We start from the raw sequence: 23,201 nt of genomic DNA, 5'->3' as shown, positions 1-23,201 counted from the left end.
CCACGCGGGAGACGTGCATGCAGGGAGCGAAGAACAAGTCGCGCCGCCGCTTCATTCTGGGCGGCCTGGCGGTGACGGGGGCGTTGGTGGTCGGCTGGGGCGTGATGCCGGCGCGCCAGCGCCTGAACGGCAGCCATCCGTTGCCGCTGGAGGGCAGCAGCGTCGCGCTGAATGGCTGGGTGGGCATCGGCCCGGATGGCACGGTGACAATCGCCATGCCGCGCAGCGAAATGGGGCAGGGCGTCCACACGGCGCTGCCGATGCTGGTGGCCGAGGAGTTGGACGTGCCGCTGTCCGCCGTGCGCCTGGTGCAGGCGCCGATCGACAAAATCTTTGGCAATATCGCCATGCTCAAGGACGGGCTGCCATTCCATCCCGACGATACCGGGCGCCTGAAAACGGCCGTCAGCTGGGTGGTCGGCAAGGTCGCGCGTGAACTGGGGCTGATCATCACCGGCGGCTCGTCCAGCATCAAGGACGCGTGGGAACCGATGCGCGAAGCCGGCGCCGCCGCGCGCGCCATGCTGGTTGCCGCCGCTGCCGCTCAGTGGTCGGTGCCGGCCGCCGACTGCCGCACCGAGGATGGCCACGTGCTGCACGCCGACGGCCGCAAGCTGGCCTACGGCGCGCTGGCCGCGCAAGCCGTCAACGCCAGGCCGGGCGAGGTGCGCCTCAAGACGCCGGCGGAATTCAGATTGATCGGCAAGCCGCAGCCGCGCCGCGACACGCCGTCCAAGGTCAATGGCACGGCCATTTTCGGCATCGACGCGCGGCCGCCGGGCATGCTGTATGCGGCGGTGCGCATGTCGCCCGTGATCGGCGGCACGGTCGCCAGTATGAACAGCGCGGCGGCGTTGAAGATGCCGGGCGTGGTCAAGGTAGTCGACTATTCCGCCGCGCTGCCGCCGCACGCGGGCGCCGGCGCTGGCGTCGCGGTCATCGCGCGCAGCTACTGGCAGGCGAAACAAGCCGCGCTGGCGCTGGCGATCCAGTGGCACGACGGTCCGCTGGCCAAACTCTCCACCGAGGCCATCTACGCCGACTTTGCGTCGCGCCTCGACAAGGAGGATGGTCACGCCTACTACCAGGCCGGCGACATCGCCGCGGTGGAAGGCAAGGCCGCCGGCGTCGCCAAAACGGTGACGGCGGAATACCGCGCGCCTTATCTGGCGCATGCCGCCATGGAGCCGGTCAACTGCACCGCGCAGGTCAAGGACGGCGAGGTGCGCCTGTGGGCGCCGACGCAATCGCCGGGCTTCGCGGTGGACGTCGCCGCCAAGGTGGCCGGGGTCGCGGCCGACAAGGTGGCGCTGCAGGTGACCATGCTGGGGGGCGGCTTCGGGCGCCGGCTGGACGTGGACATGGTGGCGCAGGCGGTCGCCATCGCGCGGCAGGCGGACGGCCATCCGGTGCAGATGATCTGGTCGCGCGAGGACGACACCACGCACGACGTCTACCGCCCGGCGGCGCTGGCGCGGTTCAGCGCCACGCTGGACGCGGCGGGCAATGTGCTGGGCTACGACAACAAGTCCGCCAGCGGTTCGGTCTCGCACCAGTTCTTCCGGCGTAATCTCGGCCTGCCGCCGGCAGGCCCCGACAAGACCACGGCCGAAGGCGAATTCGACATGCAGTACCACTTCGCTAACCAGCGCATCCGCCACGTGATCGTCGACAGCCCGGTGCCGCTGGGGTACTGGCGCTCGGTGGGCCACTCGCACAACGCCTTCTTCAAGGAGAGCTTCATCGACGAACTGGCGCACGCGGCAGGCAAGGACAGTGTGACGTTCCGGCGCGCGCTACTGGCGCAGCACCCGCGCCACCTGGCGGTGCTGAACGCGGCAGTGGCCAGGGCCGGCGCCGCGCCCGCCGGCCGCGCGCACGGCGTCGCGCTGCACCAGTCTTTCGGCACGATCGTCGCGCAGGTGGCGGAAGTATCGGTGGAGGGCACGGAGATCCGCGTGCACCGCGTGGTCTGCGCGATCGACTGCGGGCTGGCGGTCAACCCGAACATCATCGCGCAGCAGGCCGAATCGGGCGTGATTTTCGGCCTGTCGGCCGCCTTGTTCGGCGCCGCCACCATCAAGGATGGCAAAGTGGAGCAGACCAACTTCCACGACTACCCGGTGGTGCGCCTGAACCAGGCGCCGGAGGTGGAGACCATCATCCTGCCGAGCGCCGCGCATCCCGAAGGCATGGGCGAGCCAGCGACGCCGTCGATCGCCCCGGCGGTGGCCAACGCCGTGTTCCGGCTGACCGGCAAGCGCCTGCGCAGCCTGCCGCTGCAACTCTAAACTCCGGGGTCAGGTCCTCCATTTCTACACGAGCTGTGCCGTAAGCGCGCCTACGGCACAGCTCGTGTAGAAATGGAGGACCTGACCCCGGATTATGACCCCGGATTATGACCCCGGATTACGGATTACAGCGCGTCGCGCAGCAGGGTGCGGAGGTTGCAGGTGCGCTGCCAGGCGGCGCGGTCGCTGTTGTTGATGATCAGTTCCTGCAACGTCTCGTCGCTTTGCGCGGCGGTCGATTGCACCAGGCGGTGCGCTACGCCGGCGTCCGGCAGCATGGTGCCGTAGAAGGCCACCAGCTCGTGGTGCTGGATCAGCAGCGTCGGAAAGTTTTCCACGTCCAGGTCGCCCACCACGTCGGCCTGGTCTTCGATGTCGATCCACAGAAAGAATTTGTCCGGGTGGCGTTCCGCCAGTTCGTCGAAGGTGGCGCGGTAGGTGGCGCAGGTGCCGCACCAGGCGGCGCACAGACAGGCAACGATCCAGCGGTCGCCGGCCAGGGCGGCCGCCACGTCTTCGCGGTTTTCGGAATTCAGGGTCAGGCTGGGCATGATGTGTTCGGGTCGAGGCGATCTCCGCCTAAAGTGACATTCTACATCCCCGCGCGGGGTCGCGCCTGCCAGCGCGCCGGGTTAAAATACGGCATGCTTACCATTCTTGCCATTGAAACGTCGTCCGAAACCGCCTCCGTTGCCTTGCTGCGGGGCGACGCCGTCCTGAGCCGCGTGTCCAGCGGCGTCCGTACCCATTCCCAGGCCGTGTTGCCGATGATGCAGGAGTTGCTGGCCGAGGCCGGCATCGCGCTGGCCGACTGCGACGCCGTCGCCTATGGCGCAGGGCCGGGCTCGTTCACCGGCGTGCGCACGGCGTGCGGCGTGGCGCAGGGGCTGGCGTTCGGCGGCAAGCTGCCGGCGGTGCCGGTGGTGACGCTGGACGCGATGGCGCTGGCCTGCCGCCAGCAGCACGGCGCCGACGAGGTGCTGGTGGTGCTGGATGCGCGCATGGGCGAGGTGTATTGGGCGCAGTACCGCTTTGACAACGGCGCGCCGGTGGCGGTGCTGCCGCCGGTGCTGTCGGCGCCGGGCGAGGTGCGGCCGCAGGGGGCGCCGGTGGCGTGCGGCAATGGCTTGTCGGCCTATGCCGATGCCTTCCCGGCCGGCGGTTACGCCGAGGTGATGCCGCACGCGGTGCAGATCGCGCAGCTGGCGGCGCTGGCGTTCGCGGCCGGCCGCACGGTGACGGCGGCCGAGGCGCAACCGCTGTATCTGCGCAACAAGGTCGCCTACACCCAGGCCGAGCGCCGCGACATGGCGGCGGCCAAGCCGGAAGGCGGCGCATGACGACGCCGGTGTGGGACCTGGCGCGGCTGCAGTATGAGCCGATGCAGCGCGCCGATCTGGCCGAGGTGTATGCGCTGGAGCAGCGCGTGTATCCGCATCCGTGGAGCATGGCCAATTTCGAGGATTCGCTTAACAGCCAGTATGAGGCGTGGGTATTGCGCGAGCGCGATGGCACGCTGCTCGGTTATTTTCTGCTGATGGCGGTGGTCGATGAGGCGCATTTGCTGAATGTGGCGGTGGCGGCCGAGCGGCAGGGGCAGGGTTTGGGGCGGTTTTTGCTGAACCAGTCGGTGGCGTGCGCGCGCGGGCTGGGCATGGAGTCGGTGTTGCTGGAGGTGCGGCCGTCGAATACGCGGGCGCTGGAGATTTATGAGCGCTATGGTTTTAAACAGATCGGTCGCCGTCGGGGGTATTACCCGGCGGCCAACCAGCAACGCGAGGACGCGATTGTGATGCGGTTTCAGGTATGAGTCAGTCGGCGACGCGTAGCGCGGCGTTCCTGCAGGAGATGGGAATCGGCGTGCAGTGGAAGGTGCGCCATGGCGCTCCGGAGGCGCCGGAGGCCGATGCGTTTGTGACGGCCGTGCAGGCGCTGGCGGATGGCTTGCCAGCGGAGGACGCGCCCGTCGATGTCGCGCCGGTGGCGAGGCCGACGCCGCAAGCCAGCGCGCCAGTGGCGGGATCGAGGCCTATGTCGCAAGCCAGTGCGCCAGCGCCGGTGGCGGTGACTTCCGCTGCCCCGGCCGGCGTGCCGGTTGTCGCGCGCGCGGCACCGCCGGCCGCGCCGCCAGCCGCGCCCGCCGCTGCGTCGTCCGACACCGATGCCGCTGGCGAAGATATGTCGTGGTTCGACAATGCGCCCGTGCCGGCGCCAGCGCCACGCGCTGCTACGGCCACGGCTTCTGGCGCCGCACCGCGTCCTGCCCCGCCGCCGGGTCGCCCTGCGCAGCGCGCGGCCACGCCGGCCGACGCCGAGCCGCCGGCCGAAGATACCGCCTGGTTTGACGACGCGCCGATGCCGCCGCCCGCCGCGCCAGCGCGCCTATCCGACACGTCGCGTCCGTCCGATACGCCGCGCCCGGACGCGAGGTCGTCGCGACCGCCAGAGGCGTTGCATCCGGCCGCCGCACCATCGCGCGAAGCCCAGCGCGCGTCCCTGGCCGCGTTGGAACCCGTCAGCGACGAGGCGATTGCGGCCATGGACTGGCCCGCGTTGCAGGCAGCCGTTTCATCGTGCACCCGCTGCTCGCTATGCGAAACACGCGTGGCCGCCGTCAATGGCCGGGGCGCCGAAAACGCCGCCTGGATCGCCATCGCCGGCATGCCGTCGCAAGCCGACGAGCAGGACGTGCAAGCCGTCACCGGCGAGGCCGGCCAACTGCTGCACAACATGCTGAAGGCCATCGAGCTGACACCGGACACCGAGGTTTACGTCACCAACGTGGTCAAATGCCGTCCGCCGGGTCGCAATCCTACCGGCGAGGAGGTTATCGCTTGCCGTCCGTATCTGGAGCGCGAGCTGGCGCTGACCGGCGCCACCATGGCCATCACCTTCGGCCAGTTCGCCGCCCGCGGCCTGATGATGGGCCCGGCCGCGCGCGGCCAGGTGATGCATTACGGCGCCAGCCGTCTGCCGGTGGTCGCCACCTACCACCCTGACGATCTGCTGCGCAAACCGGAAGACAAGGCCAAGGCCTGGGCCGACCTGTGCCTGGCGAAAGCCAGCCATGGCTGACCAGCCGCCCGGCGCGCCAGCATCACCACCGCCGGGCCCGCCTGCCACGTCCGCCATCTCAGCCGACGCCAAGTCCGCCGCCGTGCCCGCCGACTTCGCCGACGTCGCCGCGCTTCCGACCGAGGTCGGCACGCCGCCGGCCAGCTTTGCCGCGCCCTCGGCCGACCTCGCCGTCCCCTCGGCCGACGTTGCTGCCTCGGCGAACTACCAAGCGCTGTTTGAGGCCCGCTGGCCGCAGTTGACCAACCGCCACGTGCGCGCGCTGGCCTGGCTGCTGGACGCGCCGGACCTGCTCGATCCCGCCGCGCCGCACTGGCAAGGCCGCATCGCCACGCTGGGCGCCATCCCGCCGCCCACGCGCGACTGGCTGGCGGCGCTGGACCGCGATCCGTCGCCGCTGGAGGCCGCGCTTGGCGCCAAGCACATCTCGCGCCTCGGCCTGTACGCCGAAAAGCTGATGGCCTTCCACTTCGCCGAGCATGGCCAGTTGGTCGCGCACGGCCTGCAAGTGCGCGCCGACCGCACCGACACCATCGGCGAATTCGACTTCCTGCTGCGCGACGGTCGCGACCTGGTCCACATCGAATTCGCCACCAAGTTCTACCTGCTCGACAGCGCCGACAACCTCGACGGCCTGATCGGCCCCAACCTGGCCGACACGCTCGGCCTCAAGATGCGCAAGATCTTCGACAAGCAGCTCTCGCTGTCGCAGCACCCGGCCGCGCAGGCGGTGCTGCCGCAGCCGGTCACGCGCGCGCAGGCGCTGGTCAAGGGCTGGCTGTTCTATCCGGACGGCGTCCAGCCCATGCCCGGCATCTCGCGGCAACACTGTCACGGCTTCTGGATGACGCAGGCCCAGGCGCAGGACCTGCCGCCGCAGCAGTACGCCATCATGCCGCGCCTGCACTGGCTGGCGCCGCTGAAGACGCAAGACAGCATGGACCGCGCCACGCTGCTGGCGCAGGTGGTCGGACTGGAGGCGCCGGTGATGGTCGCCGCGCTGCGGCAGGCAGGGGCGTGGCTGGTGGAGGAGCGCCGGGGCTTCATCGTCCCCGACGGCTGGCGCGCGCAGGCCGCGCAGCGCCGCCACGAGGGCGTGCTGCCGGCCTAGCGCTCAGTGCTTGGCTTCGCCGATCAGCGCGACCGAGTCGAACGCGCGCTGGTTTTGCTGGTGTTTGCGCATGATGTACAGCATGGTGCCGGCCAGGAACAGGCCGAACAGCAGAATGATGATGTCCAGATTCAGGTGCGCGCGCAGCATCAGCGAGTACATCGCCAGCATCGTCAAAATCGACAGATTCTCGTTGAAGTTCTGCACCGCGATCGAATGGCCGGCGCTCATCAGCACGTGGCCGCGGTGCTGCAGAAGCGCATTCATCGGCACCAGGAAGAAGCCGCCCAGCAGCCCGACCAGGATCAGCAGCGGGTAGGCCACCTTGACCGAATGCACCAGCGTCATGCTCATGACGATCACGCCCATGGCGATGCCCACCGGGATCACCGTCAGCGACTTGCGCAGCGTAATGAAGCGCGCCGAAATCACCGCGCCCAGCGCCACGCCGATCGCCACCACGCCCACCAGGCTGGTGGACTGCTCATAGCTCAGGTGCAGCGTGCGGTTGGCCCATTCCAGCACGATGAACTGCAGCGTCTGCGCGGCGCCCCAGAACAGCGTGGTCACGCCCAGCGAAATCTGGCCCAGCTTGTCTTTCCACAGCAGGCCGAAGCAGTTGGCGAAATCGGTGATCAGCTTGATCGGATTGCGTTCCTGGTGACCATACTTGCAGCCGGTGTCCGGAATGCGCGTGTTGAACAGCGCCGCCAGCATGTAGATGCCCACCACCACGCACAGCGCGGCCTGGGTTGGCGTCTCGATGCCGGTGTCGATCAGCGGCATGTCAAAGCCCAGCAGCACGGCCGACACGCGGTCGCCGACCAGCGCGCCGCCCATGACGGTGCCGAAGATAATCGACAGCACGGTCAGGCCCTCGACCCAGCCATTGGCCGCCACCAGCTTTTCGGCCGGCAGCAACTCGGTCAGGATGCCGTATTTGGCGGGCGAATACACCGCCGCGCCAAAGCCGACGATGGCGTAGGCCAGCAGGGGATGAACGTGGGCGAAAATCAGCAGGCAACCGCCAACCTTGATCAGGTTGGAGATGAACATAACCTTGCCTTTGGGCATTGAATCAGCAAAAGCGCCGACAAACGCGGCCAACAGCACGTAAAAGAGGGTAAATGACAGCTTCAGGAGCGGCGTGATCCACCCTGGAGATTTCATGTTTACCAGCAGGTCGATCGCAACAAAGAGCAGCGCATTATCCGCCAAGGACGAAAAGAACTGCGCTGCCATGATGGTATAGAAACCACGATTCATTCTGGGATATGCCTGGAAAACTTATCTGGCTTGCTTTATACCATGCTTTGATCGTAATCCCCAAGAATTGAGCAGTGCGCCTTCTGGCGCAGGCGTTAAAATAGCGCCTTCGTTTATTCCGCAGAAAAAGTCGTATGCCAAGGCCGATCTTAGCAACTATTCACGTTGATTCCATGAAGCAGAACCTGGCCCTGGCCAAGGCCAGAACCCCCGGCGCCAAGGCCTGGGGCGTCCTCAAGGCCAACGGTTATGGACACGGCCTGGAGCGCGCGATGCGCGGTTTCGCCGACGCCGACGGCCTGGCGCTGATCGAGTTCGACAACGCCGTCAGGCTGCGCGAACTGGGCTGGAAAAAGCCGATCCTGTTATTGGAAGGTTTCTTCGGTCCGGAAGATCTGCACACCATGGCCGGCTACGACCTGCAAGCGGCCGTCCATTGCGATGCGCAACTGGCGTGGCTGGAGGCGGCCGCGCCGCAACTGAGCGCGCGCGGCATCCGCTTCGACCTGCACCTCAAGATGAACACCGGCATGAACCGCCTCGGCTTCACGCCGGAGGCGTACGCGGCCGCCCACGCGCGCCTGAGCGCGATCGCCTGCGTCGGCAGCATCACGCTGATGACCCACTTCGCCAACGCCGACGACATTGATCACCCGCTGCTGCCGATCCGCGAACAGTTGCGCCGCTTCGCGCTGGGCGCGGCCGGCCTGCCCGGCCAGCGCAGTCTTTCCAATTCGGCCGGGGTGTTACTGCACCAGCAATTGCCGACCGACTGGATCCGCCCCGGCATCATGCTGTATGGCGGCACGCCGGGCGGCGGCACGGCCGAGGATTTCGGCCTGCAGCCGACCATGACGCTGACCAGCGAAATCATCGGCACGCAGGACATCGCCGCCGGCGAGGTGGTCGGCTATGGCAGCCGCTTCAAGGCCGATGTGCCGATGCGCATCGGCGTGGTGGCCTGCGGCTATGCCGACGGCTATCCGCGCGTGGCGCCGGCCGGCACGCCGGTGCTGGTCGATGGCGCGCGCACGCGGCTGGTCGGCCGGGTCTCGATGGACATGCTGACCGTGGATCTGACCGAACTGCCGCACGCGCGCATCGGCAGCCAGGTCACGCTGTGGGGGCGCGGCCTGCCGATCGACGAAGTGGCCGAGGCCGCCGGCACCATCGGCTATGAGCTGATGTGCGCGCTGGCGCCGCGCGTGCCGGTGGTGGAAGGCTGAGCGCATGGCCAAGGCAAAAACCAACTACACCTGCAACGAGTGCGGCGCCACCGCCACCAAGTGGACCGGCCAGTGCGCCGCCTGCCAGCAGTGGAACACGATGGTGGAGACGGTGATCGAGGCGGGCGGCAACAATCGCTACTCGCAGCCGGCCCACCTGTCGCTGGCGCAGACCGCGCCGGTGCTGTCGCTGGCCGACATCGACGCCATCGACGTGCCGCGTTTCGGCACCGGCATCGAGGAGTTTGACCGCGTGCTGGGCGGCGGCCTGGTGGCCGGCGGCGTGGTGCTGATCGGCGGCGATCCGGGGATCGGCAAATCGACCCTGCTGTTGCAGGCGCTGGCCAATGTGTCGCACCTGAAAAAGGTGCTGTACGTGTCGGGCGAGGAATCCGGCGCGCAGATCGCGCTGCGCGCCAAGCGCCTGGCCATCGACGCCCGCGAGCTGAAGCTGCAGGCGGAAATCCAGCTGGAGAAAATCCTCGCCACGCTGGCCGACCTGAAGCCGGAAGTGGCGGTGATCGACTCGATCCAGACCCTGTATTCGGACGCGCTCAGTTCGGCGCCGGGCTCGGTGGCGCAGGTGCGCGAGTGCGCGGCGCAGCTGACCCGCGCCGCCAAGCAGACCGGCGTCACCATCATCCTGGTCGGCCACGTGACCAAGGAGGGCGCGCTGGCCGGGCCGCGCGTGCTGGAGCACATCGTCGACACCGTGCTGTATTTCGAGGGCGACAGCCATTCGAGCTTCCGCCTGGTGCGGGCGATCAAGAACCGCTTTGGCGCGGTCAACGAGCTGGGCGTGTTTGCCATGACGGAGAAGGGCTTGAAGGGCGTGTCGAATCCGTCGGCCTTGTTCCTGTCGCAGCACGATAACCAGGTGCCGGGCTCGTGCGTGATGGTGACGCAGGAGGGCACGCGGCCGCTGCTGGTCGAAATTCAGGCGCTGGTGGACGCCAGCCATCTGCCCAACGCGCGCCGGCTGTCGGTGGGGCTGGAGCAGAACCGGCTGGCGATGCTGCTGGCGGTGCTGCACCGGCATGCCGGCATCGCGGCGTTCGACCAGGACGTGTTCATCAACGCCGTGGGCGGCGTCAAGATCAGCGAGCCGGCGGTTGACCTGGCGGTGCTGCTGGCGATCAACTCGTCGATGCGCAACAAGGCGCTGCCGCGCGGGTTCGTGGTGTTTGGCGAGGTAGGGCTGGCGGGCGAGATCCGGCCGGCGCCGCGCGGCCAGGAGCGTCTGCGCGAGGCAGCCAAGCTGGGCTTCTCGATGGCGATGATCCCCACCGCCAACGCCCCCAAGCAGCCGATGGAGGGCATGACGATCATTCCGGTTGACCGGATCGATGACGCCTTCAATAAGCTGCGCGAAATCCAATAACGTTGTATTGTTTTATGTTGTAATCGGTAATAGTGCAATTTACGTAATTAAAGGATAGAAAGTGTTAGTTGATCAACGGTCAGGCGCGCGCAAGATTGTGCGTTCGAAAGCAGTCGTGGTGATGGATGGCCTGCCGCCCGCGCAGGGGCGCACGCTGGACATCAGCGCCACCGGTCTGTCGCTCACGTTTGACCATAAACTGGGGACGGGCGACATCGGCATGGTGTCGTTTGAGCTGTTCGTCGAGGGCAAGGCGCAGGTGTTGACTTGCCGTTCGCGGGTGAATTACTGCATTTTCAGCGGCGACCACTTCAAGATCGGATTCCAGTTCATGAATCCCGACATGGCCACCATGGCCACCATCAATAAATTCCTGCGTTGACCGGCGCGGGCCCGGTGTAGCGGGCCCGTGGCCGGATCAGCCGGTTGGCTTGCACCTGTTCCAGGGCGTGCGCCAGCCAGCCGGCGCAGCGACCCACGGCAAACAAGATAAACGGTGCGTCTGGTGGCAGGCCGCAGGCGGCGGTCAGCGTGGACAGGGCGTAGTCGATGTTTGGCAATTCGCCGGCTTGTTGTTCTGCCGCTACAGCCAGTTCTTCATGTGATGCAACTTTTGGTAGGTGTTTGAGCAGCGCCTTGGCGCGCGGGTCGCCGTCGCGGTACAGCGGGTGGCCGAAGGCGGGCAGCGGGCGGTCGCTGGCCAGCCAGTCGCGGACGGCCTGGCTGGCGCCGTTCGCCTGCGCGTGGGCCAGCAGGTCGGTGAATTGCCGGGCGGCGCCGCCGTGCAGCGGGCCGGTCAGCGTGGTCAAGCCGGCCAGCACGCCGGCCGCCAGCGAGGCGCCGGTGGAGATGGCCACGCGGGTGGCGAAGGTGGAGGCGTTCAGTTCGTTGTCGGCCATGAGGACGAGGGCGCGGCGGATCAGGTCCTCGTGCGCCTCGGCGCCCCAGGCGCGGGCCAGGCGCCGGCTGATGGGGAGGCCCGCGCCGCCACTGCTGCGGCCACCGCTGGCGTTGCGGCCGTCGTTGTCGCCAGCCATGGCGCAAGCGAGCGTGGCCAGCACGTCGGCCGCTTCGGCCCGCAGCGTGGACGGCGCGCGGCCAAGCGACGGCGGATCGCTTGCGCTGCGGCGGGCGAGGGCCAGCAGGCCGGCAGCCAACGCGCTGCCGTTGCCCGTCGCAACAGCGAGTCCGGCGGCGCCAGCGGCGCTGGCTGCCTCGGCGACCCCGGTGGCTTCAGCGGCCTCGGCGGCCCCAGCGGCTTGGCTGGCGGCTTGGCTGGCGACTTCGTCGGCCGGGCATTGCCACAGCAGCGTGGCGATGTCTTCGAGGCTGGCGCTGTCGGCCAGCGTGGCGGCGTCGTGACCGCGATAGAGCAGGCGGCCGTCCCAGGCGGTGGAGATGGCGGATGGCAGCACCGGATCGCCATATTGCATCGCTTCGCTGGAGACGACGTCCACCTTGCGCCGCCCGTTGGCCCGCCGCGCCATGCGCAGCACGTCATCACGGTGATACAGACTGCGGCGCGGATCCTCCCCATCCGGCTTGGCGCGGATCTTGCCGCGGCTGACGTTGGCGTACAGCGTTTGCGGGCGAACGTTGAGCACCTCCAGTGCTTCTGCGGTCGTCATCCAGACCATCTTCGCTTCCTATGTTGACACTTCAAGTCAAGATTGACGCTCACGGACCGGCGGTCCTAAGCTGCGGCCAAGCTTAACTTATCTGGAGCCGGTATGTTGAACACAGTGTGGTCTGCCCTGGGCCTGCCCGTTGGCGCGCTGAACGCCTTGACGGTGACGGGCGAGGGCGCCTTGCCGTCGTATTTTGATGTCACCGGCCTGGCGGCGGCATCGGTGGGCGCGGCGACGTTGGCGGTGCGCGAGCTGATGCTGGCGCAGGGCGCCGCGCCGGGCCCGGTGACGGTGGATCGGCGACTGGCGTCCATGTGGTTCAGTTGGTCGATCTGTCCGGTTGGCTGGGAGCGGCCGCCGTTGTGGGATGCGGTGGCTGGCGATTACCCGACTGCCGACGGCTGGATACGCTTGCACACCAACGCCCCGCATCACCGCAGGGCCGCGCTGGCGGTGCTCGGCTGCGCGGAGGAGCGCGAGGCGGTCGCCCGCGCGGTGGCCGGCTGGCGCGGTCTGGCGCTGGAGGAGGCCGTCGTCGCTCAGGGCGGCTGCGCGGCCGTGATGCGCTCGCTGGTCGAGTGGCAGGCGCACGCGCAAGGCCAAAGCGTCGCCAGCGAGCCACTGATGGCGTTTGCGGACGCCGCCGACGTTGGCGCGCGGCGCGGGTGGGGCTGGGCGGCGGTGCGGCCGCTGGCGGGACTGAAGGTGCTCGATCTGACGCGGGTGCTGGCCGGACCGGTGGCCACGCGCTTCCTGGCCGGCTACGGCGCCGATGTGCTGCGCATCGATCCGCCCGGCTGGAACGAGCCAGGCGTCATTCCGGAAGTCACACTAGGCAAGCGTTGCGCACGCCTCGACCTGACCCGGACCGCCGACCGCGCCATCTTCACCGGCCTGCTGGCCGAGGCCGACGTGCTGGTCCACGGCTATCGCCCGCAAGCGCTGGAGCGGCTGGGCTTGGGCGAAGCAATGCGTCGCCGCCTGAACCCGCACCTGATCGACATCGCGCTGGACGCCTACGGCTGGACCGGCCCGCTGGCCGGCCGGCGCGGCTTCGACAGCCTGGTGCAAATGAGCTGCGGCATCGCGCACCACGGCATGCAAATGCGCGGCGCCGACAAGCCGGTCCCGCTGCCGGTGCAAGCCCTCGATCACGCCACCGGCTACCTGCTGGCCGCCGCCGCGATACGCGCCCTGATCGCGCGCCTCACCGAAGGACGCGCATTGCAGGCCCGCCTGTCGCTGGCCCGCACCGCCACCTTGCTGACCGACGCCAGCGCGCAGCCGTCCGCCACGCTGGCGCCGGCTACCGAGGACGACTTCGCCGCACGACTGGAACAGACCGAGTGGGGCCCGGCGCGCCGCTACCGCCCGCCGGCCGCCATCGACGGCGCCGCCATGGCCTGGGACCACCCCGCAAGCAGTCTCGGCTCGTCGAGCGCGCGCTGGGGCGCGGATTAAGGGTAGAATCCCCGCTTATTCACCGGATTGGCGCAACTGTCCATGTTGCATACTATGTAAGCATCCACATGGCGGAACCATCATGACTACTATCAGCAACCCGACCAGCGCCACCAGCACTGGCGTTTCGACCGACGTCTACAACCGCGTCGCCCAGGCAATGGCCCCGGCATCCGCCGCTGCCAACAAGATCAATTCGTCCATCACCAAGGACCAGACCAAGCTGTCGGCGCTGGGCCAGCTGCAAAGCGCGCTGGCCAGCTTCCAGCAACTGGTGGCCGGCCTCACCGGCGACGGCCTCAGCACCAGCGCCACCAGTTCGGCCAAGAGCGTGCTGACCGCCACCTCCACCGGCAGCGCCAAGGCTGGCACTTATGCGATCGACGTCAAACAGCTGGCCCAGGGCCAGGTGCTGACCAGCGACGCCTTCGCCACCGACGCCAATGGCAAGGTCGGCTCGGGCACGGCCACCACCATCAAGATCGATTTTGGCACCGTCGGCGACAAGGGCTTTACCAGCAACGGCAGCGCCAGCAGCAAGAGCATCACCATCGACAGCAGCAACAACACGCCGGAAGGCATCGCCGCCGCCCTCAAGGCCGCCGGCGTGGACGCCAGCGTGGTCAAAGGCAAGGATGGCCAGTACGCGCTGTCGATCGAGGGGCAGGACGGCGCGGCCAATAGCATGCGCATCAGCGTCAGCGGTGACGGCACGCTGAAGAACCTGCTGACCTACGATCCGGCCGGCACCCAGAAGCTGACCCAGACCAGCGCCGCGCAGGACGCCATCCTCACCGTCGACGGCAAGGAAATCAAGAGCGCCAGCAACAGCATCAAGGACAGCGCCATCGCCGGCGCCACGCTGAACCTGGTGGGGGCGGGCAAGAGCGACGTCACCGTCGCCGCCGGCGCCAGCCAGATCAGCGACAACCTGAAATCGTTTGTCACCGCGTATAACGACCTCAACGCCAAGATGCAGAAGCTGCAAAAGGGCGACCTCAAGTCCGACACCGCGCTGAACCAGGCCATCAATCAGATGGGCCAACTACTGAAGACCGGCGGCGGCAGCGTCTCGGTCACCAAGCTGGCCGCAGCCGGCCTGAGCCAGGACAAGGACGGCAACCTGGTGCTGGATGACAAAAAGTTGAAGGCCGCGCTGGCCGCCGATCCGTCCGCCGTGTCACAGCTGTTCACCACCAGCGACGGCCGCGGCGTTGCCGATCTGCTATCGGCCAAGGCCGGCGCGCTGACCTCGTCGGGCAGCGTGCTGACCAAGGAAACCTCGCTGGTCACCAACGACATCAAGAACCTGACCGCCAAGAAGGCCAGCATGACCAAGGCGCTGACCGCGCAGGCCAACGCGCTGGTGGCGATGTACACCGCCCAGGCCCAGACCGGCGCCGGCAGCGCCATCACCGGCGGCGGTTCCGGCACCGGCACGCTGTTCGATATGTTGGGGTGATTTTCTAACGAATTCCTTGCATCCGGGCGGTGGATGGCCGATCATCACGGCTTGTGTGTCTGAATTCCACTTACGGAGGTGTTATGGCAGGAAAGTTCGTTGGCGCGGCGTTGTTGGCGGCCGGTTTGATGGTAGTCGCGCTGCAGGGAGCGGCGGCGCAAGAGGAGAAAGTCCTCAATATCTACAACTGGTCGGATTACATCGCCGAGGATACGGTCAAGAATTTTGAAAAAGAAACCGGTATCAAGGTTCGTTATGACCTGTTCGACAACAACGAAATCCTGAACTCCAAGCTGGTGGCCGGCAAGTCGGGCTACGACATCGTGGTGCCGACCGCCCAGTGGGCGCGCCTGCAGATCGATGCCAAGCAGCTGCGCAAGCTGGACAAGTCCAAGCTGCCCAACCTGAAAAACCTCGACCCGGCCATCCAGGCCAAGCTGGCCAACATCGATCCGGGCAACGATTACCTGGTCGACTGGCTGTGGGGCTATACCACCGTCGGCATCAACGTCAACAAGGTGAAGGCCGCGCTGGGCGGCATGCCGCTGCCGGACAACGCTTGGGAGCTGGTGTTCAATCCGAAGTACGCGTCCAAGCTGAAGTCGTGCGGCGTGTCCTTCCTCGATTCGCCGTCGGAAGTGCTGCCGGCCGCGCTGATCTACGCCGGCAAGCCGGCCTTTTCGAAAAACGCCGCCGACTACGCGGAAGCGGGCAAGGTGCTGCAGGCGATCCGTCCTTATGTGACTTTGTTCAGCTCGTCGGGCTACATCAATGACCTGGCCAACGGCGGGGTGTGCGTGGCGCTGGGCTGGTCGGGCGACATCAACATCGCCCGCCAGCGCGCCATCGATGCCAAGAACGGCAACGTGATCGAGGTGCTGGTGCCGAAGACCTCGGCCGCGCTGGTGTTCGACACCATGGCGATTCCGGCCGACGCGCCGCACCCGAACAATGCCCACCTGTGGATCAACTACATCCTGCGTCCGGAAGTGCACGCCAGCCTGACCAACAAGGTGTTCTACGCCAATCCGAACGCGGCCAGCGTCAAGTTCGTGCGCAAGGACATCGCCGGCAACAAGACCGTGTTCCTGTCGGACGACGACAAGAAGCGCATGACGCCGCCCGAGGCGGTGCCGGCGGATATTCGCCGTAATATCACGCGTATCTATACCAAGTTTAAGACCGGCGTGTAACGCGCGCTTTTACCCCGCACGGCCAGGCGGGGTCGGACCCCGTTCGGGGTCCGACCCCTAAGCGGCGATGCACGCGTATCGCTGAAGGTCGTGGGGTAGGTGGGGACTAATCGTGGTAGCGGTCGATCAGCCGGTTTTTACTGCCGCGCATTTCCTGTACCAGTTCGTACACCACCAGGGCGATCATGCCCCCGAACATCCCCATGGTGAGCAAGGTGAACATCATGATGGCCTCCCCCGAGAGTTGATACAATTAAACTCTAGCAGATGCCAAGGCCTTTACAAGCCTATTTCACCACCAGGTCGGCCGCCATGACGGCTTTCAGATACACGCTCATCGGATCGCCCGGCTCGCGCTGCGCAAACCACCACGCGCTGGCCTTGCGGATGTCCCATTCGAGGTCGTCGCCGGTCAGTAGCATGGACGCCACCTGGCCCAGCGTCGGCTGGTGACCCACCACCAGCACCGAGTCCTTGTTGCCCGGCCAGTTGGCCGCCTTCAGCACGTCGGCCGGATCGGCGCCCGGCGCCAGGTCGGTGTGGATTTTGAATTTGCGGCCCAGCGCCTCCACCGTCTGCAAGGTGCGCACGGACGGGCTGGACAGAATCTTGCAGCTGTCCGCCAGTTGCGAGTTGAGCCATTGCCCCATGCGGCGCGCCTGCTTCTGGCCCTTGCCGGTCAGCGCCCGCTCCAGATCGGTCATGCCCGGCGCCGCATCCTCGGCCTCGGCATGCCGCCACAAAATGAGATCCATGCTTTTCTCCTGAGTTATATCTGGAAACACATTTGAAAACAGATCCCGGCCGCGCACCTCCCGGCGCGCTGCTTGTTATTCTCCCAGATGGGCGTTGGGCGTGCCCAGCGTGTCCATCAGGTGCTGCTGCGCGCTGAAGTGGACCTGCTTGCCGCGCGCCTTGCGGCGCTGGTAGTGGCCGTCCGGCTCCAGTTCCCATGCGTTCATATTGTCCTTCAGGTACGGCGTCAGGCCCTCGGCCATCACCCGCCGCTTGAGCGCCTTGTCCAGGATAGGGAAGGCGACCTCGATGCGGCGGAACAGGTTGCGGCTCATCCAGTCGGCGCTGGCCAGATAGGTGTCATGCGCCAGGTCATTGCGGAAGTAGTAGATGCGGCTGTGCTCCAGGAAGCGGCCGATGATCGAGCGCACCTTGATGTTTTCCGACAGCCCCGGCACGCCCGGCTTGAGCATGCAGGCGCCGCGCACGATCAGGTCGATCTTGACGCCATCCTTGGACGCCGCGTACAACGCGCGGATCACCGATTCGTCCACCAGCGCGTTGATTTTAACAATAATCCGCCCCGGGCGTCCGGCGCGCGCGATGCGTGCCTCGTTGCGGATGGCCTTGATGATCTCGTTCTGCAGCGCGAACGGCGCCAGCCACAAATGGGTCAGGCGGTGCGGCTTGGTCAGCGAAGTCAGGTGGATGAACACCTCGTTGACTTCCTGGCTGATGCCGGGGTGGCAGGTCAGCAGGCCAAAGTCGGTGTAGAACTTGGTGGTGGTCGGGTGATAGTTGCCGGTGCCGAGGTGGGCGTAGTAGCGCAGCTTGTGGTCCTCGCGGCGGATCACCAGCGCCACCTTGGCGTGCGTCTTCAGGCCGACCACGCCGTATACCACCTGGGCGCCGGCCTGTTCCAGCTTGTCGGCCCAGTTGATGTTGGCCTCCTCGTCGAAGCGCGCCTTCAGTTCGACGATGACGGTGACTTCCTTGCCGGCGCGGGCGGCGGTGATCAGCGACTCCATCAGGTCGGAGTTCATGCCGGTGCGGTAAATCGTCTGCTTGATCGCCACCACGGCCGGATCGAGTGCGGCGCTGCGGATGAAGTCGATGACGGTCTGGAACGACTGGTAGGGGTGGTGCAGCAAGATGTCGCCCTCGCGCAGCGCGGCGAAGATGTCGTTGGCGGCAGTCTTGTGCGCCAGGCCGGGGAAGAAGGGCGGGAAGCGCAGCGCCGGATTGTGGACGTGGTCCATGATCTCGTTCAGCCGCACCAGGTTGACCGGGCCGTTGACCGCGTACAGGCGGCTCTGGTGCAGGCCAAACTGGTCCAGCAGGAACTGCGACAGCTCCGGCGGACAGTTCTTGGCCACCTCCAGCCGCACCGAGGCGCCGAACTGGCGGCCGACCAGCTCGCCCTTGAGCGCCTGCCGCAGGTTCTTGACCTCGTCCTCGTCGACCCACAGGTCGCTGTCGCGCGTGACGCGGAACTGCGAGTAGCCGATCACCTCGCGGCCGGCAAACAGGTCCGAGATGTGGGCGTGGATTACCGACGACAGCAGGCAGAACGAAATGCCGCCGCTCTTCGACAAATGATCCGGCAGGCGGATCACGCGCGGCAGCACGCGCGGCGCCTTGACGATGGCGATGGCGGTGCCGCGGCCGAACGCGTCCTTGCCGCTCAGCTGGACGATGAAGTTCAGGCTCTTGTTGATCACCTGCGGGAACGGGTGGGCCGGGTCGAGGCCGATCGGCGTCAGCAGCGGCCGCACCTCGGTGTCGAAATACTCCTTGACCCAGGCGCGCTGCGCCTCGTTGCGCTCGTTGTGGCGCACCAGGTGGATGCCGTTGGCGGCCAGTTCGGGCAGGATCTGGGTGTTCAGCAAGTCATATTGGTGGGTCACCAGCGCGTGGCATTCATTGCTGATGCGCGACAGCGTGGCCACCAGGGCGGGGTGGCTGGACAGCGAGCCGTCGGCGGCGCCGGCCGCCAGCAGGCTGGCCACGCGCACTTCAAAAAATTCGTCGAGGTTGCTGCTGGCGATGCACAGATAGCGCAGCCGTTCTAATAAGGGAATGCTGCGGTCCTCCGCCTGCGCCAAAACGCGGCGGTTGAACATCAGTTGCGACAATTCCCGGTCGAGGAAAGCCGAGTTCTTGTTTACTTCATGCAAGTCAGGCTTCATGTCTTTTAATTCACTTTGCAGTTGTTTCCATTCTAGCGTGTTTAAGCCAAGAATGATTGCAACAGTGTAAAGAAGAAATATGACAAGTCGATGACAAATCCTGTCATAAATGACCGCTGATTATGACAAAGCGGCGTAACATAGAATGACAAGCCACCGCGTTTTCAGAGGGAAGAGCCGGTGCCGGAACTATTTTTGAAATATTTTGGCCATGTCATAAACCTGTCATAAATGACCGTTAGACTGCGCAGCATCCTAACCTGTCATAACAAAGGACTTGAAATGCGACTCAAACAAATGATCTCTTCCCTGGTGGTTGGCGCAGCAGCCGTAATGGCCTTCTCGTCGGCTGCACACGCCGCCGATATGACCGGCGCCGGCGCAACCTTCCCCTACCCGATCTACGCCAAGTGGGCAGAGTCGTACAAAGCCGCCACCGGCAACGGCCTGAACTACCAGTCCGTCGGTTCGGGCGCAGGCATCAAGCAGATCAAGGCCAAGACCGTCGATTTCGGCGCGTCGGACATGCCACTGTCGGCTTCCGACCTGGATGCTGATGGCCTGATGCAGTTCCCGGCCATCATGGGCGGCGTTGTGACCGTGGTTAACCTGGATGGCATCACCCCAGGCCAGATGAAGCTGACCGGCCCGGTCGTGGCGGACATCTACCTGGGCAAGATCACCAAGTGGAACGATCCAGCGATCGCCGCCCTGAACCCGGGCGTCAAGCTGCCAGCCGAAGAAATCACCGTGGTGCACCGCGCCGACGGTTCGGGCACCTCGTTCCTGTTCACCGACTTCCTGTCGAAAACCAGCCCTGAGTTCAAGACCAAGATCGGCGCATCGACCGCGGTGAAGTGGGTCGTCGGCGTCGGCGGCAAGGGCAACGAAGGCGTGGCCGCCAACGTGCAGCGCATCAAGGGTTCGATCGGCTACGTCGAGTGGGCCTACGCCAAGAAGAACAAAATGTCGCACACCCAGCTGAAGAACAAGGACGGCAACTTCATGCAGCCTGACGACGAGTTCTTCAAGGCCGCCGCCGCCAACGCGGAATGGACCAAGACCCCAGGCTTCGGCGTGGTGCTGACCGACCAGGCTGGCAAAAACTCGTGGCCGATCACCGGCGTGTCGTTCATCCTGATGCACAAGGTGCAGGCGGACGCCACCAAGGGCAAGGAAGTGGTCAAGTTCTTTGACTGGGCCTTCAAGAACGGCGCCCAGCAAGCCACCGACCTGGACTACGTGCCGCTGCCAGCATCGGTGGTCAAGCTGGTGCAGGAATCGTGGAAAGCCAACCTGAAAGACGCTTCGGGCAAGGCCATCTACTAATCCGGACGCTCCCTTCGCCGCCGGCAGCAAGGCGGCGAGGGGGTTAGCCTGCGCCTCCCAGCCGGGAGCCGCAGGCTAGCTTACATCCACCGAGACAATAATATGAGCGCAGATATCACTTCCACGCCCCTACCAAAGCAAGAGCCGGCCATGAACACGAGTACCGCACCTGTGTCCGCTGCGGAGCAAGCTGCCATGCAGGCGATGCTCCGCACCATGCGCAACCAGCGCATCCAGGATTTCTTCTTCCACAAGACCACGATGATTTTCGCGCTGTCCGTGCTGGCGGTGCTGCTGGGGATTATCGTTTCGCTGATGATGGGCGCGTGGCCGGCCTTCAAGGAATTCGGCCCGGCCTTCATCACCACCGTCGAATGGGACCCGGTCAATGACCAGTATGGCGCGATGATCGCCATCGTCGGCACGCTGGCCACCTCGGGCATCGCGCTGCTGATCGCCTTCCCGGTGTCGTTCGGCATTGCGCTGTTCCTGACCGAGATCTGTCCGGCCGCGCTGCGCCGCCCGCTGGGCACGGCGGTCGAGCTGCTGGCCGGCATCCCGTCCATCATCTACGGCATGTGGGGCCTGTTCGTGTTCGCGCCGCTGTTCGGCGACTACGTGCAGCCCTTCCTCAAAGCCACGCTCGGCCAGCTGCCGCTGATCGGCCCGTTCTTCAGCGGCCCGACCATGGGCATCGGCATCCTGACCGCCGCGCTGATCCTGGCCGTGATGATCATCCCGTTCATCTCGTCGGTGATGCGCGACGTGTTCGAGATCGTGCCGGCCGTGCTGAAGGAATCCGCGTACGGCCTCGGCTGCACCCGCTGGGAAGTGGTGCGCAAGATCGTGCTGCCGTACACCAAGACCGGCGTGGTCGGCGGCGTCATGCTGGGCCTGGGCCGCGCGCTGGGCGAAACCATGGCCGTGACCTTCGTCATCGGCAACGCCAACAAGCTGTCGTTCTCGCTGTTCGCCGCCGGCAACTCGATCGCCTCGACGCTGGCCAATGAATTCGCCGAATCGGATACCGTGCTGCACACCTCGTCGCTGTTCGCGCTGGGCCTGATTCTGTTCGTCATCACCTTTATCGTTCTGTCCGCCGCCAAGCTGATGCTGGCTGGCATGTCTCGCAAGGAAGGCGTCAAATAATGAGCGCAACTCTGGAAAAAGCCGCGATGAACCCGGTCTACCGCAAGCGTCTGCTGCGCCACCGCGTCGGCATCGCGCTGTCGGTGGCGGCCATGTCGATCGGCCTGATCGCGCTGGCATGGATACTGATCACGCTGGCCGTCAAGGGCTTCGGCGCGCTGAGCCTGGCCATGTTCACGCAAACCACGCCGGCCCCGGGCAGCGAAGGCGGCGGCCTGATCAACGCCATCGTCGGCAGCCTGCTGATCGTCGGCCTGTCGACGCTGATCTCGACGCCGGTCGGCATCCTGGCCGGCATCTACCTGGCCGAGTACGGCGAGGAAAACAAGATCGCCAGCATCACCCGCTTCGTCACCGACATCATGCTGTCGGCGCCGTCGATCGTGATCGGCATGTTCGTCTGGGCCGTGTACGTGGCCAACGCCAAGCACTTCTCCGGCTACGCCGGCTCGGTGGCGCTGGCGCTGATCGCCATCCCGGTGGTGGTGCGCACCACCGACAACATGCTGCGCTTGGTGCCGAACAGCCTGCTGGAAGCCGCGTTTGCGCTGGGCGCGCCGCGCTGGAAGGTGGCGATGATGGTGCGCCTGCGCGCCGTCAAGGCCGGCGTGATCACCGGCGTGCTGCTGGCCGTGGCCCGCGTGTCCGGCGAAACCGCGCCGCTGCTGTTCACCGCGCTGAACAACCAGTTCATGAGCGTCGACATGAACGCGCCGATCGCCAACCTGCCGGTGGTGATCTACGGCTTCGCCATGAGCCCGTACGACAACTGGCGCGAACTGGCCTGGGGCGGCGCGCTGCTGGTGACCTTCAGCGTGCTGGCCTTGAACATCATCTCGCGCACCATGTTTGCGCAAAAAGCCCCGAACTAATTATTTAAAGCGAATCCAGACAATGAATACGCAACTGAACCAGGAAAACGTCGTGAACCTGAACCAAGGCAAGCGCAAGACCATCGAGATTTCGGGCCTGAACTTCTTCTACGGTAAAACCCAGAGCCTGCACAACGTCAGCCTGGACATCCACGAGCGCCAGGTGACCGCCTTCATCGGCCCGTCGGGCTGCGGCAAGTCGACGCTGCTGCGCACGCTGAACCGCATGTACGACCTGTATCCCGGCCAGCGCGCCGAGGGCTCGATCATGTACCGCGGCCGCAATATCCTGGAGCAGGGCCAGGACTTGAACATGCTGCGCGCCAAGGTGGGCATGGTGTTCCAGAAGCCGACCCCGTTCCCGATGTCGATCTACGACAACATCGCCTTCGGCGTGCGCCTGTACGAAGACCTGTCGAAAGGCGAGATGGATGAGCGCGTGGAATGGGCGCTGAAGAAGGCCGCGCTGTGGACCGAGGTCAAGGACAAGCTGGGCAAGAGCGGCCTGTCGCTGTCCGGCGGTCAGCAGCAGCGCCTGTGCATCGCGCGCGGCGTTGCCGTCAAGCCGGACGTGCTGCTGCTCGACGAGCCGACCTCGGCGCTGGACCCGATCTCGACCTCGAAGGTGGAAGAGCTGATCAGCGAACTGAAGCAGGACTACACGATCGCCATCGTCACCCACAACATGCAGCAGGCGGCGCGCTGCTCGGACTACACCGCCTATATGTACCTGGGCGAGCTGGTCGAGTTCGGCGAAACCGACCAGATCTTCATGAATCCGGCGCGCAAGGAAACGCAGGATTACATCACCGGCCGCTTCGGCTGATCGACCT

Annotated in this window: 20 protein-coding genes; 15 read left to right on the top strand and 5 right to left on the bottom strand. The window is 66.0% G+C overall.

Features of this window, described 5'->3' with window-relative positions:
- Window positions 1–17 precede the first annotated feature (17 nt).
- Window positions 18–2,291, top strand: a complete 2,274-nt coding sequence (locus FHW58_RS10255; RefSeq protein WP_179672906.1) for a molybdopterin cofactor-binding domain-containing protein — start codon at window positions 18–20, stop codon at window positions 2,289–2,291.
- 125 nt (window positions 2,292–2,416) lie between these two features.
- Here the strand turns inward: FHW58_RS10255 and FHW58_RS10250 are convergent, their stop codons facing one another.
- Entirely contained in the window at window positions 2,417–2,842 is a 426-nt protein-coding gene (locus tag FHW58_RS10250; RefSeq protein ID WP_179672905.1) for a thioredoxin family protein, read from the bottom strand.
- 93 nt (window positions 2,843–2,935) lie between these two features.
- Between FHW58_RS10250 and tsaB the strand changes: the two genes are divergently transcribed.
- Genes tsaB through FHW58_RS10230 form a run of 4 tightly spaced genes read left to right on the top strand, consistent with a single transcriptional unit; the run spans window position 2,936 to window position 6,477 of the window.
- Entirely contained in the window at window positions 2,936–3,631 is a 696-nt protein-coding gene (gene tsaB / locus FHW58_RS10245) for a tRNA (adenosine(37)-N6)-threonylcarbamoyltransferase complex dimerization subunit type 1 TsaB (protein WP_179672904.1), read from the top strand.
- A complete protein-coding gene (gene rimI, locus FHW58_RS10240) occupies window positions 3,628–4,101 on the top strand; it encodes a ribosomal protein S18-alanine N-acetyltransferase (RefSeq protein WP_179672903.1) in 474 nt (157 codons plus the stop codon). The genes tsaB and rimI overlap by 4 nt, the downstream gene beginning before the upstream one ends.
- Window positions 4,098–5,366 (top strand): uracil-DNA glycosylase family protein, encoded by a 1,269-nt coding sequence (locus tag FHW58_RS10235; protein WP_229265117.1) that lies wholly within the window; start codon window positions 4,098–4,100, stop codon window positions 5,364–5,366. The genes rimI and FHW58_RS10235 overlap by 4 nt, the downstream gene beginning before the upstream one ends.
- Window positions 5,359–6,477 (top strand): DUF1853 family protein, encoded by a 1,119-nt coding sequence (locus FHW58_RS10230; RefSeq protein WP_179672902.1) that lies wholly within the window; start codon window positions 5,359–5,361, stop codon window positions 6,475–6,477. Before FHW58_RS10235 ends, FHW58_RS10230 begins: the two co-directional genes overlap by 8 nt.
- A 3-nt stretch (window positions 6,478–6,480) precedes the next feature.
- Here FHW58_RS10230 and lplT read toward each other — a convergent pair whose 3' ends face one another.
- The gene (lplT, locus tag FHW58_RS10225; protein WP_179672901.1) at window positions 6,481–7,743 is read right to left on the bottom strand and encodes a lysophospholipid transporter LplT; all 1,263 of its coding nucleotides are present in this window, start codon (window positions 7,741–7,743) and stop codon (window positions 6,481–6,483) included.
- 134 nt (window positions 7,744–7,877) lie between these two features.
- Here lplT and alr point away from each other — a divergent pair, with 134 nt between their 5' ends.
- The 3 genes from alr (at window position 7,878) to FHW58_RS10210 (ending at window position 10,732) form a co-directional block, all read left to right on the top strand.
- The gene (gene alr, locus FHW58_RS10220; protein ID WP_179672900.1) at window positions 7,878–8,969 is read left to right on the top strand and encodes an alanine racemase; all 1,092 of its coding nucleotides are present in this window, start codon (window positions 7,878–7,880) and stop codon (window positions 8,967–8,969) included.
- Between the two features lie 4 nt (window positions 8,970–8,973).
- Window positions 8,974–10,350 carry a DNA repair protein RadA gene (radA, locus tag FHW58_RS10215; protein WP_179672899.1) on the top strand — a complete coding sequence of 459 codons (1,377 nt, stop codon included), beginning with the start codon at window positions 8,974–8,976 and terminating at the stop codon, window positions 10,348–10,350.
- 61 nt (window positions 10,351–10,411) lie between these two features.
- Window positions 10,412–10,732 carry a PilZ domain-containing protein gene (locus FHW58_RS10210; protein WP_179672898.1) on the top strand — a complete coding sequence of 107 codons (321 nt, stop codon included), beginning with the start codon at window positions 10,412–10,414 and terminating at the stop codon, window positions 10,730–10,732.
- Here FHW58_RS10210 and FHW58_RS10205 read toward each other — a convergent pair.
- Window positions 10,713–11,978: a citrate synthase family protein gene (locus FHW58_RS10205; protein WP_229265116.1), complete on the bottom strand. Its 1,266-nt coding sequence runs from the start codon at window positions 11,976–11,978 to the stop codon at window positions 10,713–10,715. The two genes, FHW58_RS10210 and FHW58_RS10205, sit on opposite strands and share 20 nt — an antisense overlap.
- A gap of 102 nt (window positions 11,979–12,080) precedes the next feature.
- Between FHW58_RS10205 and FHW58_RS10200 the strand changes: the two genes are divergently transcribed.
- The 3 genes from FHW58_RS10200 (at window position 12,081) to FHW58_RS10190 (ending at window position 16,094) form a co-directional block, all read left to right on the top strand.
- Window positions 12,081–13,439 (top strand): CoA transferase, encoded by a 1,359-nt coding sequence (locus FHW58_RS10200; RefSeq protein ID WP_179672896.1) that lies wholly within the window; start codon window positions 12,081–12,083, stop codon window positions 13,437–13,439.
- 82 nt (window positions 13,440–13,521) lie between these two features.
- Window positions 13,522–14,901, top strand: a complete 1,380-nt coding sequence (gene fliD / locus FHW58_RS10195; RefSeq protein ID WP_179672895.1) for a flagellar filament capping protein FliD — start codon at window positions 13,522–13,524, stop codon at window positions 14,899–14,901.
- 83 nt (window positions 14,902–14,984) lie between these two features.
- Window positions 14,985–16,094, top strand: coding sequence for a polyamine ABC transporter substrate-binding protein (locus FHW58_RS10190; RefSeq protein WP_179672894.1), 1,110 nt, complete (start codon window positions 14,985–14,987; stop codon window positions 16,092–16,094).
- A 287-nt stretch (window positions 16,095–16,381) separates the two neighbouring features.
- Here the strand turns inward: FHW58_RS10190 and sixA are convergent, their stop codons facing one another.
- Both sixA and ppk1 read right to left on the bottom strand, forming a co-directional pair.
- A complete protein-coding gene (gene sixA, locus FHW58_RS10185; protein WP_179672893.1) occupies window positions 16,382–16,849 on the bottom strand; it encodes a phosphohistidine phosphatase SixA in 468 nt (155 codons plus the stop codon).
- Window positions 16,850–16,924: 75 nt separating this feature from the next.
- A complete protein-coding gene (gene ppk1 / locus FHW58_RS10180; RefSeq protein WP_179672892.1) occupies window positions 16,925–19,018 on the bottom strand; it encodes a polyphosphate kinase 1 in 2,094 nt (697 codons plus the stop codon).
- A gap of 282 nt (window positions 19,019–19,300) precedes the next feature.
- Between ppk1 and pstS the strand changes: the two genes are divergently transcribed.
- The 4 genes from pstS to pstB all read left to right on the top strand — a co-directional run bounded on the left by pstS (window position 19,301) and on the right by pstB (window position 23,194).
- Window positions 19,301–20,347 carry a phosphate ABC transporter substrate-binding protein PstS gene (pstS, locus tag FHW58_RS10175; RefSeq protein WP_179672891.1) on the top strand — a complete coding sequence of 349 codons (1,047 nt, stop codon included), beginning with the start codon at window positions 19,301–19,303 and terminating at the stop codon, window positions 20,345–20,347.
- Window positions 20,348–20,497: 150 nt separating this feature from the next.
- The gene (pstC, locus tag FHW58_RS10170) at window positions 20,498–21,496 is read left to right on the top strand and encodes a phosphate ABC transporter permease subunit PstC (protein ID WP_179672890.1); all 999 of its coding nucleotides are present in this window, start codon (window positions 20,498–20,500) and stop codon (window positions 21,494–21,496) included.
- Window positions 21,496–22,368 (top strand): phosphate ABC transporter permease PstA, encoded by an 873-nt coding sequence (gene pstA / locus FHW58_RS10165; protein WP_179672889.1) that lies wholly within the window; start codon window positions 21,496–21,498, stop codon window positions 22,366–22,368. The genes pstC and pstA overlap by 1 nt, the downstream gene beginning before the upstream one ends.
- Before the next feature lie 22 nt (window positions 22,369–22,390).
- A complete protein-coding gene (pstB, locus tag FHW58_RS10160) occupies window positions 22,391–23,194 on the top strand; it encodes a phosphate ABC transporter ATP-binding protein PstB (protein ID WP_179672888.1) in 804 nt (267 codons plus the stop codon).
- The last annotated feature ends 7 nt before the right edge of the window (window positions 23,195–23,201 follow it).

Origin of the sequence: Duganella sp. 1224 (assembly GCF_013408245.1) — a bacterium.
In the GTDB taxonomy this organism is placed as follows: domain Bacteria; phylum Pseudomonadota; class Gammaproteobacteria; order Burkholderiales; family Burkholderiaceae_D; genus Rugamonas.
The sequence above is the reverse complement of the archived record's forward strand: the minus strand, read 5'-3'. Positions and strand labels throughout refer to the sequence as shown.